This is a genomic window from Pseudomonas sp. UBA6699, from assembly GCF_002454615.1.
GTDB lineage: Bacteria > Pseudomonadota > Gammaproteobacteria > Pseudomonadales > Pseudomonadaceae > Aquipseudomonas > Aquipseudomonas juntendi.
In genome coordinates this window covers 23,027-35,948 of record NZ_DKJF01000011.1, presented here as the reverse complement: position 1 = coordinate 35,948, position 12,922 = coordinate 23,027, and the positions used below count along the sequence as shown (strand labels likewise).

Below are 12,922 nucleotides of genomic sequence, written 5' to 3'. Positions count from 1 at the left end.
TGTACAAAAATTTCTCTCTGTACAAGTATTGATGTAGCGTAGTGCTATTACTCTATGCTTGGGTCCGCGTGGGACAGGTGAGATGCCATGAAAGTTGCCCCCGTTCCGCCCAATGAACCCGACCGTTTGGCGAAGATCGCCGAATGGTGCGTACTGCATCAGCCGCAGAGCAGCGAACTGACTGCGCTGGTCGAGATGGCCCGCCGCTACTTTTGCATGCCGATCTGCCTGGTTTCGATCGTAGGGGAGTGTGAGCAATGGTTCATGGCCAAGGCCGGGCTGGCCGCTGATGCCACCCCCCGGGATGTTTCATTCTGTGCCCACACCATTCTCCAGGCACAGCCACTGGAAGTGCTGGACGCTGCCCTGGACCCGCGCTTTGCCGACAACCCTCTGGTCACGGGTGAGCCTGGCATTCGCTATTACTGCGGGGCCCCGCTGCTGGTAGACAGCCAGGTGGCCATCGGCAGCTTCTGCATCATCGATACTGCACCACGGCCCGCCCTGGATGAGGCGCAACGGTCGATGCTGACGTCCTTCAGCGAAATGGCCATGCACATCATCGCCGGCATGCGCCGCAACAATTTTCACGACCAGGCCACCGGCCTGTTCAACCGCCTGAAGCTCGAATGTGATGTGGTGGCGGGCCTGGACCGGGGTAAGTCGCTGACCCTGTTGGCGGTGGACATCATGGCCGCCGAGGCCCTCAGCGATCTCATCCGCGGCCTGGGTTACAACTTTGCCCACGACCTGACGCTGCAGGCCAAGGCGCGCATCGCCAGCCAGCTGGATAACGGCTTGTCGTTGTACAAGATCAGCCCGACCCGCTTCGGTGTGCTGCTGGAAGACGCCGCCGACGTACAGCCTTTGTGCGAGCGGATTGTCGACGCCCTGCAAGCGCCTGCGCAGTGCCACCAGATTCCGGTGTTGCTGGACGCCGGTATCGGCATTGCCCCCATCACCCAGCAAAGCGAAGACCGCGACGGCCTGGAATGGATGCGCCGGGCAGTCGCGGCAGCGGATACCGCGCGGCGCACGCCTGGCCGGCATGCGTGGTACGAGCCGGAAGTGGACGCTGCGCAACGCCGGGCGTTCCTGTTGCTGGCCTCGTTGTCCCAGGCCCTGCAGAGCGACGGTGAACTGAGCCTGCACCTGCAACCGCGGATTGAGCTGCCTTCGGGCCGATGCGGTTCTGCCGAAGCCTTGCTGCGCTGGCGCCACCCGCTACTGGGCGATGTCGCCCCGGCGGAGTTCATCCCTTTGGCTGAAAAAACGGCGCTCATGGCCAGCCTCAGCCTTTGGGTGATGCGCGCAGCCTTGCGGGTGCTGGCTTGTACCCGGGACCTGGATTTCAGTCTCAGCTTCAACGTCACCGCGCGCGATCTGGAAAGCGCAGGGTTCATGGATGCACTGCTGCACAACTTGCAGGCCCAGGCCATCGAGCCGCAGCGGGTACAGCTCGAATTCACCGAGAGTGTCTTGATTGAACAGCCCGAAGAAGTGCTGCAGCAACTGCTGCGTGCGCACCAGGCAGGCATCGCCATTGCCATCGATGACTTCGGCACGGGCTACAGCAACTGGGTTTACCTGACGCAAATCCCCGCCAGCATCGTCAAGCTCGACAGGTCGCTGGTGCACCGTGCCGCCTCGGGCACGCGTGAAGCATTGTTGGTGCAGTCGGTGGTAGGGCTGGCCAACGAACTCGGTTATCAAGTGGCCGCCGAAGGGATCGAAACCGCCGAACAGTTGGTCCAGGCCTGCGCCTGGGGCTGTGTTGAAGCGCAGGGCTATTTCATCGCCAGACCGATGCCTGCAGCCGTTTTCAAGGAGTGGTTTCACGACACTCAACAGAAAGTGTCTGTTGTCTGACTTCCCATCATGATGCATAACATCGCAGGTCTTATTGATGTTTAATCGCCACCTTAAAACTGCCTTGGCAGCGCAACAGGCCGAGCTCGTGCAACTGCGTCAGCGGCTGGCCGAACTCGAGCAGGGTGCCATGCTGCGCCTGGACGGGCAGAACCGTATCGCGGAGTGCACCGCGGGTTTGGCCCAGGCACTCGGCGCCGCGCCGGGCGATGTCGTGGGCATGCCCCTGCAACAGTGGCTGGCCGCGCCTGGGCTGGAAAGCCAGGCGTTGCTCGAGGCCTTGCTGCGTTCCACGGCGATGATCCAGTTTGGCCTGGACGGCAGGGTGCAAGCTGCCAACCCGATGTTTCTCGCCGCCATGGGCTACCGCCTGGAGCAACTGATCGGCCAGCACCATCGAATTTTCTGTGATGCCAAGGAAACCGCCAGTGCCGAGTACACGGCGTTCTGGCGCACGCTCAATGCTGGCCGGTACGTGACCGGGCGATTCCGGCGTATTGACAGCCAAGGGCGCGAGATCTGGCTGGAGGCCAGCTACAACCCGGTCCATGATGCCAGTGGCAAGTTGGTGAAAGTGGTCAAGTTCGCCACGGTGGTGACCGCCCAGGTCGAGCGTGAACAGGCGGTAAGGCAGGCGGCCAACATGGCGCTGGATATTTCCCGGCGCACGGACGCCAGTGCCAGCGATGGTGTCACGGTGATGCAGGGCATGCAGCAGGCCATGCAGAACGTGGCGAGCCAATTACACTGCGCCGGCGATACCATTGCTGCCCTGGGCCAGCAGTCGACGGTCATCAGTACGATCGTGCAGACCATTGGGGCCATTGCGTCGCAGACAAACCTGCTGGCCCTGAATGCCGCGATCGAAGCTGCGCGCGCCGGCGACCAGGGGCGGGGCTTCGCCGTGGTGGCCGATGAAGTGCGCAAGCTGGCGGGGCGCACCAGCACCGCCACGGCCGAGATCGATGCGGTGGTCGCGCACAATCATCTGCTGGCCAACCAGGCGGTCAGCGAGGTCGAGCGCAGCCGCCAGGAAGCGGCCAATGCGGTGGATTTCGTTACCCAGGCGAGTACGGCCATAGGCGGTATTCAGGTCGGTGCCAGGCAAGTGGTGGCGGCCGTTGGCCGGGTGAGCGAAGACCTGTAGCCAGGCAGCGGGCAACGCGCCGCCCAGGCTCGCATCACCCCAGCAAACTGCCCGGGCGCGGCTTCACGAAGGCTCCACCTCCAGAAACGCCGCCTCCAGTAGCTGCCGGGTATACGGATGTTGCGGTGCATGAAAGATTGCCTGCGCATCCCCCTGTTCAACCACCTGCCCATGCTTGATCACCATCAACTGATGGCTCAGTGCCCTAACCACCGCCAGGTCATGGCTGATGAACAGGTAAGTGAGGTTGTATTTTTGCTGCAGATTACGCAGCAACTCGACCACCTGGCGCTGCACCGTGCGGTCCAGCGCCGAGGTTGGCTCATCCAGCAGAATCAGCGCCGGCTTGAGCACCAGCGCCCGGGCGATGGCAATGCGCTGGCGCTGCCCACCCGAAAACTCATGCGGGTAGCGGTGCCGGGTGCCCGGGTCGAGCCCTACCTCCTCCAGCGCCGCAATGATGGCCGCCTCCCGCTCCTGGGCATTGCCGATACCGTGAATGCGCAAGCCCTCCCCAACGATGTCTGCCACGCACATGCGCGGGCTGAGGCTGCCGAAGGGGTCCTGGAACACCACCTGCATCTCGCGCCGTAACGGGCGCACAGCTTTCTGGTTCATCCCCTGCAGGTCTTGCCCGTGGAAGCGGATACCCCCCTGGCTGGCAATCAGCCGCAGGATCGCCAGGCCCAATGTCGACTTGCCCGACCCGGACTCCCCGACGATGCCCAGCGTTTGCCCCTGCGGCAAACTGAAGTTGACCCCGTTCACCGCCTTGACATGGTCGACAGTACGCCGCAGCAGGCCTTTCTTGATCGGGAACCAGACCTTGAGCTCATCGACTTGCAGCAGCGGCGCACCTACCGGGTTGTGCGCCGGCAGCCCGCTGGGCTCGGCATTGATCAGCATCTGCGTGTAGGGGTGTTGCGGCGCGCTGAACAGGGCCGCGCAGTCCGCCTGCTCGACAATCTGCCCGCGCTGCATCACGCACACGCGGTGGGCAATGCGCCGCACCAGGTTCAGGTCATGGCTGATCAGCAGCAGCGCCATGCCCAGGCGTGCCTGCAGTTCCTTGAGCAGGTCGAGAATTTTCAGCTGCACGGTCACATCCAGCGCCGTGGTCGGTTCGTCGGCAATCAGCAGTTCCGGCTCGTTGGCCAGGGCCATGGCGATCATCACCCGCTGGCGTTGCCCGCCGGACAGCTCGTGGGGCAGGGCCTTGAGGCGTTTGCGCGGCTCCGGGATGCCGACCATTTCCAGCAGCTCCAGGGTGCGCGCAGTGGCTTGCTTGCCGGTCAGGCCCTTGTGCAGCAGAAGGATTTCATTGATCTGCTTTTCGATGCAGTGCAGCGGGTTCAGCGACGTCATCGGCTCCTGGAAGATCATCGCAATGCGGTTGCCGCGAATGCGCTGCAGGGTTTTTTCGTTCTGCTGCAGCAAGTCCTTGCCTTCATGGCGGATGCTGCCGCGGGGGTGCTGGGCCAAGGGGTAGGGCAGCAGGCGCAGGATCGAGTGCGCAGTCACCGACTTGCCCGAGCCGCTTTCACCGACCAGTGCCAGCGTCTCGCCTTTGCGGATGTCGAAACTGATGCCATCGACCACCCGGTTGACTTGGTCGCCGGTTACAAACTCGACGACCAGGTCGCGCACTTCGATCAGGTTCTGTTCACTCATGTCACTTCCTCGGGTCGAAGGCGTCGCGGGCGGATTCGCCGATGAATACCAGCAGGCTCAGCATCAGCGCCAGCACCGCAAAGGCGCTGATGCCCAGCCAGGGTGCCTGCAGGTTGGACTTGCCCTGGGCCACCAGCTCGCCCAGCGAGGGCGAACCGGCGGGCAGGCCGAAGCCGAGGAAGTCCAGGGCCGTGAGGGTACCGATGGCGCCGGTGAGAATGAACGGCATGAAGGTCATGGTCGAGATCATGGCGTTGGGCAGGATGTGCCGGTACATGATTGCGCCGTTGCGCATGCCCAGGGCTCGGGCGGCACGCACGTACTCCAGGTTGCGGCCGCGCAGGAACTCGGCGCGCACCACGTCGACCAGGCTCATCCAGGAAAACAGCAGCATGATGCCCAGCAGCCACCAGAAGTTCGGCTGCACGAAACTGGCAAGAATGATCAGCAGGTACAGCACCGGCAGCCCCGACCAGATTTCCAGAAAGCGTTGCCCGGCCAGGTCGACCCAACCGCCATAAAACCCCTGCAAGGCACCCGCGAGGACGCCGATGATGGAGCTGGCCACGGTCAGGGTCAGGGCGAACAGCACCGATATGCGGAAGCCGTAGATCACCCGCGCCAGCACGTCGCGGCCTTGGTCGTCGGTGCCTAGCCAGTTGTCCGCCGAGGGCGGTGCCGGGGCCGGAACACGCAGGTCGTAGTTGATGCTCTGGTAGCTGAACGGGATCGGCGCCCACAGCACGAAGCTGTCTTTCTTGGCCAGCAGCTCGCGGATGTAGGGGCTCTTGTAGTTGGCTTCCAGCGGGAACTCGCCGCCGAACGTGGTTTCCGGGTAGCGCTTGAAGGCGGGGAAGTACCACTGGTTGTCGTAGCGCACGGCAATCGGTTTGTCGTTGGCGATCAGTTCGGCACCCAGGCTGAGGCCGAACAGGATCAGGAACAACCACAGCGACCACCAGCCACGGCGGTTGGCCTTGAAGCGCTCGAAGCGCCGTCGGTTGAGGGGGGACAAGGCCATTTCAGTGCTCCCGGCTGGCAAAGTCGATGCGTGGATCGACCAGGGTGTAGGTCAGGTCGCCGATCAGTTTCACCACCAGCCCCAGCAGGGTGAAGATGAACAGGGTGCCGAAGACCACCGGGTAGTCGCGGTTGATGGCCGCCTCGAAGCTCATCAGGCCCAGGCCGTCGAGGCTGAAGATCACCTCGATCAGCAGGGAGCCGGTGAAGAAGATACCGATGAACGCCGAAGGGAAGCCGGCAATCACCAGCAGCATGGCGTTGCGGAACACATGGCCATACAGCACCCGCGGCCGGCTCAGGCCTTTGGCCTTGGCGGTCACCACGTATTGTTTGTTGATTTCGTCGAGGAAGCTGTTCTTGGTCAGCAGGGTCATGGTTGCGAAGTTGCCGATGACCAGCGCGGTGATTGGCAGCACCAGGTGCCAGAAGTAGTCCAGCACCTTGCCGGTGGTGCTCAGCTCGTCGAAGTTGTTGGAGGTGAGGCCGCGCAGCGGGAACCAGTCGAAGTAGCTGCCGCCGGCGAACAGCACGATCAGCAGGATGGCGAACAGGAAGGCGGGGATCGCATAGCCGACGATGATCGCCGAACTGGTCCACACGTCGAAGTGGCTGCCATGGCGTACCGCCTTGGCGATGCCCAGCGGGATCGACACCAGGTACATGATCAGGGTGCTCCACAGCCCCAGCGAGATCGACACCGGCATCTTTTCGATGATCAGGTCGATGACCTTGGCATCGCGGAAGAAGCTGTCGCCGAAATCCAGTCGGGCGTAGTTCTTGATCATGATCCACAGGCGTTCGGGCGGCGATTTGTCGAACCCGTACATGCGCTCGATTTCGGCGATCAGCGCCGGGTCCAGGCCTTGGGCGCCACGGTAGTTGGAGCCGGCCACGGACACCTCGGCACCGCCACCGGCAATGCGGCTGGTGGCGCCCTCGAAGCCTTCGAGCTTGGCGATCATCTGCTCGACCGGGCCACCGGGGGCAGCCTGGACGATGATGAAGTTGATGATGAGGATGCCGAACAGGGTCGGGATGATCAGCAGCAGGCGGCGCAGGATGTAGGCCAGCATCTCAGTTGGCCTCGTCCGCAGGGGCTGCGCTGACGGCCGGGCTTACCTCGGGCTTGATCCACCAGGTGTCGATGCCGATGTCGTACTTGGGCGACACTTTCGGGTGCCCGATGTGGTTCCAGTAGGCGACCCGCCAGGTCTTGATGTGCCAGTTGGGGATCACGTAATAGCCCCACAGCAATACCCGGTCGAGGGCGCGGCAATGGTCGATCAGGCTTTGGCGCGAGTCGGCATTGATCAGCTGGTCGACCAGCTGGTCGATGGCCGGGTCGCGCAGGCCGATGAAGTTGCGGCTGCCGGGGTTGTCGGCGGCGGCACTGGACCAGAATTCGCGCTGCTCGTTGCCGGGCGAGTTGGACTGCGGATAGCCGCCGACGATCATGTCGAAATCGCGTGAGCGCAGGCGGGTGATATACTGTGAGACATCGACCCGGCGGATGTTCAGCTCGATACCCAGGTCAGCCAGGTTGCGCTTGAACGGCAGCAGGATGCGTTCGAACTCGGTCTGCGCCAGCAGGAACTCGATGCTTACCGGTTTGCCCTGGGCATCGACCATCTTGTCGTCGACGATTTTCCAGCCGGCCTCCTGCAGCAGCTTGTAGGCCTGGCGCTGCTGCTCGCGGATCATGCCGCTGCCGTCGCTGACCGGGTTGTGGAAGGCCTCGGTGAACACCTGGTCGGGTACTTTGCCGCGCAGCGGCTCGAGGATCTTCAGTTCGCTGGCGCTGGGCAAGCCACGGGCGGCCATTTCCGAGTTTTCGAAGTAACTGCCGGTACGGGTGTAGGCACCGTTGAACAGTTGCTTGTTGGTCCATTCATAGTCCAGCAGCAGGCTCAAGGCGTGGCGTACGCGCACATCCTGGAATACCGGCCGGCGGATGTTGAAAATGAAGCCCTGCATGCCAGTGGGGTTGCCGTTGGGCAGCTCTTCCTTGATCAGCCGGCCTTCGCGCACGGCGGGCACGTCGTAGGCGGTGGCCCAGTTTTTCGCGCTGACTTCCAGGCCATAGTCGAACGCCCCGGCCTTGAGCGCTTGCAGGGCTACGGTAGTGTCACGGTAGGCGTCGAAGGTCATGACATCGAAGTTGTAGAACCCACGGTTGATCGGCAGGTCCTTGGCCCAGTAGTCCTTGACCCGCTCGTAGCGTACTGAGCGCCCGGCCTTGACCTCGGCCACCTTGTACGGGCCGCTGCCCAGTGGAATTTCCAGGTTGCCGCGGTTGAAGTCGCGGTTTTCGTACCAGTGCTTGGGCAGCACCGGCAACTGGCCGAGGATCAGCGGCAGCTCACGGTTGTTCCGGTGCTTGAACTTGAACAGCACTTTCAACGGGTCTTCGGCGACCACCTCGGCGACGTCGGCATAGTACTGACGATACAGCGGCGCACCATCCTTGATCAGGGCGTTGAAGGTAAACACCACGTCATCGGCACGCATGGGGTGGCCATCGTGGAAACGTGCTTCGGGGCGCAGGTAGAAGCGCACCCAGCTGTTGTCCGGGGCTTTCTCGATCTTGCCGGCGACCAGGCCATATTCGGTGAAGGGTTCGTCCTGGCTCTGGCGCATCAGGGTGTCGTAGATGATGCTGATGTTTTCGGCCGGCACGCCCTTGTTGATGAACGGGTTGAGGCTGTCGAACCCGCCGAAACTGGACTGGCGGAAGGTGCCACCCTTGGGCGCCTCGGGGTTCACGTAGTCGAAGTGCTTGAAGTCGGCAGGGTATTTGGGCGGCTCGTCGTACAGGGTGAGGGCATGTTGCGGTGCGGCCAGGGCGGGAAGGCTCAGGCAGGCGAGCAACAAGCTGCCAGCCAGCCGGCGCAAGCGGTGCGTTGGCATCATTGGGCTTTCTCCGAAGTCTTTATCCACCAGCTGTTCAGCCCAAGGGTATAGGGCGGTGTGGTGACGAAGGCGAACCGGTTGCGGTAGGCCAGGCGATGGTTGTCCAGGTACCAGTTGGGGATCATGTAGTACTGCCATGAGAGGACGCGGTCCAGGGCGCGGGCGGCAGCCACCTGGTCGTCGCGGGTGCGTGCGGCCAACAGGGTGTCGAGCAGGTGGTCGACCACCGGGTCCTTGACCCCTGCATAGTTCTTGCTGCCCTTGGTGCCAGCCTGGCTCGAATGGAAGTACAACCACTGCTCCAGGCCGGGGCTCAGGGTCTGATTGAGGGTCATCAGAATCATGTCGAAATCGAACTGGTCCAGGCGTTGTTTGTACTGGGCACGGTCCACGGTGCGCAAGCGCGCATCGATACCGATGCTGGACAGATTTTCGACATAAGGTTGCAGGATGCGTTCAAGGTTGGGGTTTACCAGCAACAGCTCCATGCGCAACTGCTGGCCTTTGCTGTCGACCAGGCGCTGGCCGTTCAGCTTCCACCCCGCCTCGGCGAGCAGGGCCAGTGCCTGGCGCAAGGTTTCGCGGCTGACGCCACGGCCGGCGGTGTGGCTGACCTGGTACGGTTCGCTGAACAGTTTGGCGGGTAACTGGTCACGGAATGGGGCCAGCAGCAGCCATTCCTTGCCGGTGGGCACACCACTGGCGGCGAACTCACTGTTGGGGTAGTAGCTGGTCGAGCGCCGGTAGGCGTTGCTGAACAGGGCGCGGTTGGTCCACTCGAAGTCGAGCATCAGCCCCAGTGCCTGGCGTACCCGCGGGTCGCTGAAGGTCGCCCGGCGGCTGTTCATGAACAGGCCCTGGGTTTGCGTGGGGATGCGGTGCGGGATCTGCGTCTTGATCACCTCGCCACGGCGCACGGCCGGGAAGTTGTAGCCGTTGGCCCAGTTTTTCGCCTGGTGTTCGATATAGATGTCGAATTCACCGGCCTTGAACGCTTCGAAGGCCACGGTGGCATCACGGTAGAATTCGTACTCCACGCGATCGAAGTTGTACTTGCCTCGGTTGACGGCCAGGTCCTTGCCCCAGTAACGCTTGACGCGCTCGAACACCAGCCGGCGCCCCGGCTGCACCTCGGTGATGCGGTACGGGCCACTGCCCAATGGCGGCTCGAAGGTAGTGGCCTTGAAGTCACGGTGCTGCCAGTAGTGCTTGGGCAGCACTGGCATCTCGCCCAGGCGCAGGATGAGCAGTGGGTTGCCAGCGCGCTTGAACACGAAGCGGATGCGCAGCGGGCCGAGGATGTCGACCCGCTGCACCTCCTGCAGGTTGGTGCGGTAGATCGGGTGGCCGTCCTTGAGCAACGTGCGGTAGGAGAAGGCCACGTCTGCCGAGGTGATCGGCTTGCCGTCATGCCAGCGGGCTTCCGGGCGCAGGTTGAACACCACCCAGCTACGGTCCTCGCTGTATTCCACCGAGCGGGCAATCAGGCCGTAGCTGGAGGTGGGCTCGTCGCCGGACGGGTCGTATTGGCCGGTACCGACCATCAGCGGCTCGTTGAGCTCGCTGATGCCGTACTGCTGGAAGTTGGGCGTGGTAACCGGGCTCGACCCCTTGAAGGTATAGGGGTTGAGGGTGTCGAAGGTGCCAAAGGCCATCGCCCGCAACGTGCCGCCTTTGGGCGCTTGCGGGTTGACCCAGTCGAAGTGGGTGAACGTGGCTGGGTACTTGAGCGTGCCGAACTGCGCGTATCCGTGGCTTTCGCTCACCATCGCGACTGCGGGAAAGCTCAAGGCCAGGCTGATTGACAGCAGGAGGGGACGTATCAAGTCGGCATCCGATCCAGAGGCGTTGGGCTTTTGTCGGCGTACAGTAACAGCTTGGGGGGGTGGGAAAAAGAGAGCGGTAAGCTTCAAGCTTCAAGCTTCAAGAAAAAGCGGCGGTGTACGCGAATTGCTTTTTTCTTGCAGCTTGCAGCTTGCGACTTTCAATGCCCGACGTAGACGGTCAGGGTCTGCCCGGGCTTGAGGGCATGACCGCTGCGCGGGTTCCAGCGCTTGAGGTGCTTCATTTCCACGTTGAAGCGCTTGGCCACCAGGTACAGCGAGTCACCCTTGCGCACCTTGTACTGGGTAGAGCGCTGCGCCGACGCCGCTACGCGATTGCCGGCGGCGCTCGGGGCGTTGCCACCGCGCAGGGCCAGGACCTGGCCAGCGCGCAGGTTGTTGCCGGACAGGCGGTTCCAGCGCTTGATGTCCTTGATCGATACGCGGTTGGCCTTGGCGATGGCACCGAGGTTGTCACCCCGCTTGACCCGGTAGCTACGCGTGGCCATCGGTGCCTTGGCTTCGGCCACGGCGCGGGCGAATGCGGCTTTTGGCGGTTGCAGGCTGACCAGTTGCTCGGGGTTGAGGTTGGACAGGCTGGCACTGAGCAGCTGTGCTTTGGCGGTTGGCACCAGCAGCTGTTTCGGGCCATCGACGGTCATGCGTTTCTTGAAAGCCGGGTTGAGCTGGATCAGCTCGTCCTCGTCGATGTTGGCGAAGGCGGCAACCCGGGTCAGGTCCAAGCGTTCGTTGATCGCCACTGCTTCGAAGTACGGTTCGTTGGCGATCGGGGTGAGATTGACGCCATAGGCTTCAGGCGTGGACACCACCTGCGACAGCGCCAGCAACTTGGGTACGTAGTCACGGGTTTCCTGCGGCAGTGGCAGGTTCCAGTAGTCGGTCGGCAGGCCAAGCTTCTCGTTGCGCTCGATGGCGCGGCTGACCGTGCCTTCGCCGGCGTTGTAGGCGGCCAGGGCCAGCAGCCAGTCGCCGTTGAACATGTCATGCAGGCGGGTCAGGTAGTCCAGCGCAGCATTGGTCGAGGCCGTAATGTCGCGGCGGCCGTCATAGAAATTGGTCTGGCGCAGGTTGAAGTGGCGACCGGTTGCCGGCATGAACTGCCACATGCCTGCGGCGCTGGCCCGCGAATACGCCATCGGGTTGTAGGCGCTTTCGATGGCTGGCAGCAGCGCCAGCTCCAGGGGCATGTCACGCTCCTCGAGGCGCTCGACGATGTAGTGCAGGTACAGGCTGCCGCGCTCGCCAGCGCTTTCGATGAAGGTGGGGTTGCTGGCGAACCACAAACGCTGTTGCTCGATGCGCGGGTTGACGTCGATGCTGTCCTGCAGGGCAAAGCCCTGGCGCATTCGCTCCCACACGTCCTGTGGCGCCTGCTCGGCCGGCTTGACCAGCAGCGGCGCGGGTTTGTGCTTGATCCGCGCCTGGTAGTTGTGCGCGCGAACGCTATCGGATTCGTCGAGCTGACGGGTGCTCTGGCAACCCACCAGAGTGGCGGCCAGAGCCAGCGCACTGATTTGGGCCAGGCGCGTCAGGGCGACTGAATGAGAGGTTCTGCGGCTACGGGAAGACATCGGCTGAGACAGGTATCCGGGCAAAAAATTTCGGCGATTCTAGAAACCGCTCCGGGCCGGGTCAACCGTTGAAGACAGATTGCGATATATCTTGCGGTTATCAGAAGGTGTCTTTCCAAGACCTCAAGGCAGCAAAAACAGCGACATGCGTAGCGTTGGAATGTCCCTTCCATTCGTCTGCTTTTTGTTTAACTAATGTTTCAGAGGTGCGCAAAAAAGGGTTGGTCAGGCGCTCCAGGCCAATTGTTGTCGGCAATGTGATGCGCTGGTCGGCGCGCAACCGGGTCACCTCGTCGAAGCGCTGCTGCACATGCCGGTTGTCGGGCTCGACGGCCCTGGCGAAGCGCAGGTTGGCAAGCGTGTATTCGTGGGCGCAGTACACCTGGGTGTGCGCGGGCAGGGCAGCCAGGCGGGCCAGGGCGGGTTGCATCTGCTCGGGCGTGCCCTCGAACATGCGCCCGCAACCGGCCGCGAACAGGGTATCGCCGCTGAACAGGAGCGGGGTTGCCGGCTGGTCACTGAAGAAAGCGATATGGCCCAGGGTGTGGCCGGGCACCGCCAGCACTTGGAATACCACGCCCAGCACTTCCACCTCGGCGCCCTCGTCCAGCGCCAGGTCACGGCAGGGAATCTGCTCGTTGGCCGGGCCACAGACCCGCGCGCCGGTCAGTTGCTTGAGCCGTGCCACGCCGCCGACGTGGTCGTTGTGGTGGTGGGTAATGAGGATGTCGCTCAACGCCCAGCCGGGGTTGGCGGCCAGCCAACGCTCCACCGGGCCGGCGTCGCCGGGGTCGACCACCGCACAACGGCGTTTGGCAGTATCCTGTAACAACCAGATGTAGTTGTCGGAGAAAGCGGGAAGAGCATCGATCTGTATCATGGTGCGG

9 protein-coding genes and 1 pseudogene are annotated in these 12,922 nt (G+C 62.9%); 3 read left to right on the top strand and 7 right to left on the bottom strand.

The annotated features are described in order from the left end of the window. Positions 1 to 87 precede the first annotated feature (87 nt). The 3 genes and pseudogenes from B3361_RS02090 to B3361_RS23970 all read left to right on the top strand — a co-directional run bounded on the left by B3361_RS02090 (position 88) and on the right by B3361_RS23970 (position 3,016). A complete protein-coding gene (locus tag B3361_RS02090; RefSeq protein ID WP_054904812.1) occupies positions 88 to 1,869 on the top strand; it encodes a sensor domain-containing diguanylate cyclase in 1,782 nt (593 codons plus the stop codon). A 37-nt stretch (positions 1,870 to 1,906) separates the two neighbouring features. Continuing rightward, a pseudogene (locus B3361_RS23975) lies at positions 1,907 to 2,482 on the top strand (PAS domain-containing protein); the annotation flags it as partial. 30 nt (positions 2,483 to 2,512) lie between these two features. Continuing rightward, positions 2,513 to 3,016 carry a methyl-accepting chemotaxis protein gene (locus tag B3361_RS23970; protein WP_256217082.1) on the top strand — a complete coding sequence of 168 codons (504 nt, stop codon included), beginning with the start codon at positions 2,513 to 2,515 and terminating at the stop codon, positions 3,014 to 3,016. 63 nt (positions 3,017 to 3,079) lie between these two features. On the opposite strand, the gene B3361_RS02080 is transcribed toward B3361_RS23970, so the two are convergent. From B3361_RS02080 to gloB, 7 genes are all read right to left on the bottom strand, one after another. After that, on the bottom strand, positions 3,080 to 4,687 hold the full coding sequence (locus B3361_RS02080) for an ABC transporter ATP-binding protein (protein WP_054904810.1): 1,608 nt from the start codon (positions 4,685 to 4,687) through the stop codon (positions 3,080 to 3,082). Position 4,688: 1 nt separating this feature from the next. Continuing rightward, positions 4,689 to 5,708 carry an ABC transporter permease gene (locus B3361_RS02075; protein ID WP_054904809.1) on the bottom strand — a complete coding sequence of 340 codons (1,020 nt, stop codon included), beginning with the start codon at positions 5,706 to 5,708 and terminating at the stop codon, positions 4,689 to 4,691. Between the two features lies 1 nt (position 5,709). Then, complete coding sequence (locus B3361_RS02070) at positions 5,710 to 6,783, bottom strand: microcin C ABC transporter permease YejB (protein ID WP_009686399.1); 1,074 nt, start codon at positions 6,781 to 6,783, stop codon at positions 5,710 to 5,712. A 1-nt stretch (position 6,784) separates the two neighbouring features. Beyond that, entirely contained in the window at positions 6,785 to 8,620 is a 1,836-nt protein-coding gene (locus tag B3361_RS02065; protein ID WP_286920052.1) for an extracellular solute-binding protein, read from the bottom strand. After that, complete coding sequence (locus B3361_RS02060; protein WP_202981495.1) at positions 8,617 to 10,446, bottom strand: extracellular solute-binding protein; 1,830 nt, start codon at positions 10,444 to 10,446, stop codon at positions 8,617 to 8,619. Before B3361_RS02060 ends, B3361_RS02065 begins: the two co-directional genes overlap by 4 nt. A 158-nt stretch (positions 10,447 to 10,604) precedes the next feature. After that, positions 10,605 to 12,035 (bottom strand): lytic transglycosylase domain-containing protein, encoded by a 1,431-nt coding sequence (locus B3361_RS02055; protein WP_054904807.1) that lies wholly within the window; start codon positions 12,033 to 12,035, stop codon positions 10,605 to 10,607. Between the two features lie 100 nt (positions 12,036 to 12,135). After that, entirely contained in the window at positions 12,136 to 12,915 is a 780-nt protein-coding gene (gene gloB / locus B3361_RS02050) for a hydroxyacylglutathione hydrolase (RefSeq protein WP_054904806.1), read from the bottom strand. Positions 12,916 to 12,922 lie beyond the last annotated feature (7 nt).

Coding starts and splice junctions, on each gene's coding strand:
- B3361_RS02090 (WP_054904812.1), top strand. CDS start 88: ATGAAAGTTGCCCCCGTTCCGCCCAATGAACCCGACCGTTTGGCGAAG.
- B3361_RS23970 (WP_256217082.1), top strand. CDS start 2,513: ATGGCGCTGGATATTTCCCGGCGCACGGACGCCAGTGCCAGCGATGGT.
- B3361_RS02080 (WP_054904810.1), bottom strand. CDS start 4,687: ATGAGTGAACAGAACCTGATCGAAGTGCGCGACCTGGTCGTCGAGTTT.
- B3361_RS02075 (WP_054904809.1), bottom strand. CDS start 5,708: ATGGCCTTGTCCCCCCTCAACCGACGGCGCTTCGAGCGCTTCAAGGCC.
- B3361_RS02070 (WP_009686399.1), bottom strand. CDS start 6,783: ATGCTGGCCTACATCCTGCGCCGCCTGCTGCTGATCATCCCGACCCTG.
- B3361_RS02065 (WP_286920052.1), bottom strand. CDS start 8,620: ATGATGCCAACGCACCGCTTGCGCCGGCTGGCTGGCAGCTTGTTGCTC.
- B3361_RS02055 (WP_054904807.1), bottom strand. CDS start 12,035: ATGTCTTCCCGTAGCCGCAGAACCTCTCATTCAGTCGCCCTGACGCGC.
- gloB (WP_054904806.1), bottom strand. CDS start 12,915: ATGATACAGATCGATGCTCTTCCCGCTTTCTCCGACAACTACATCTGG.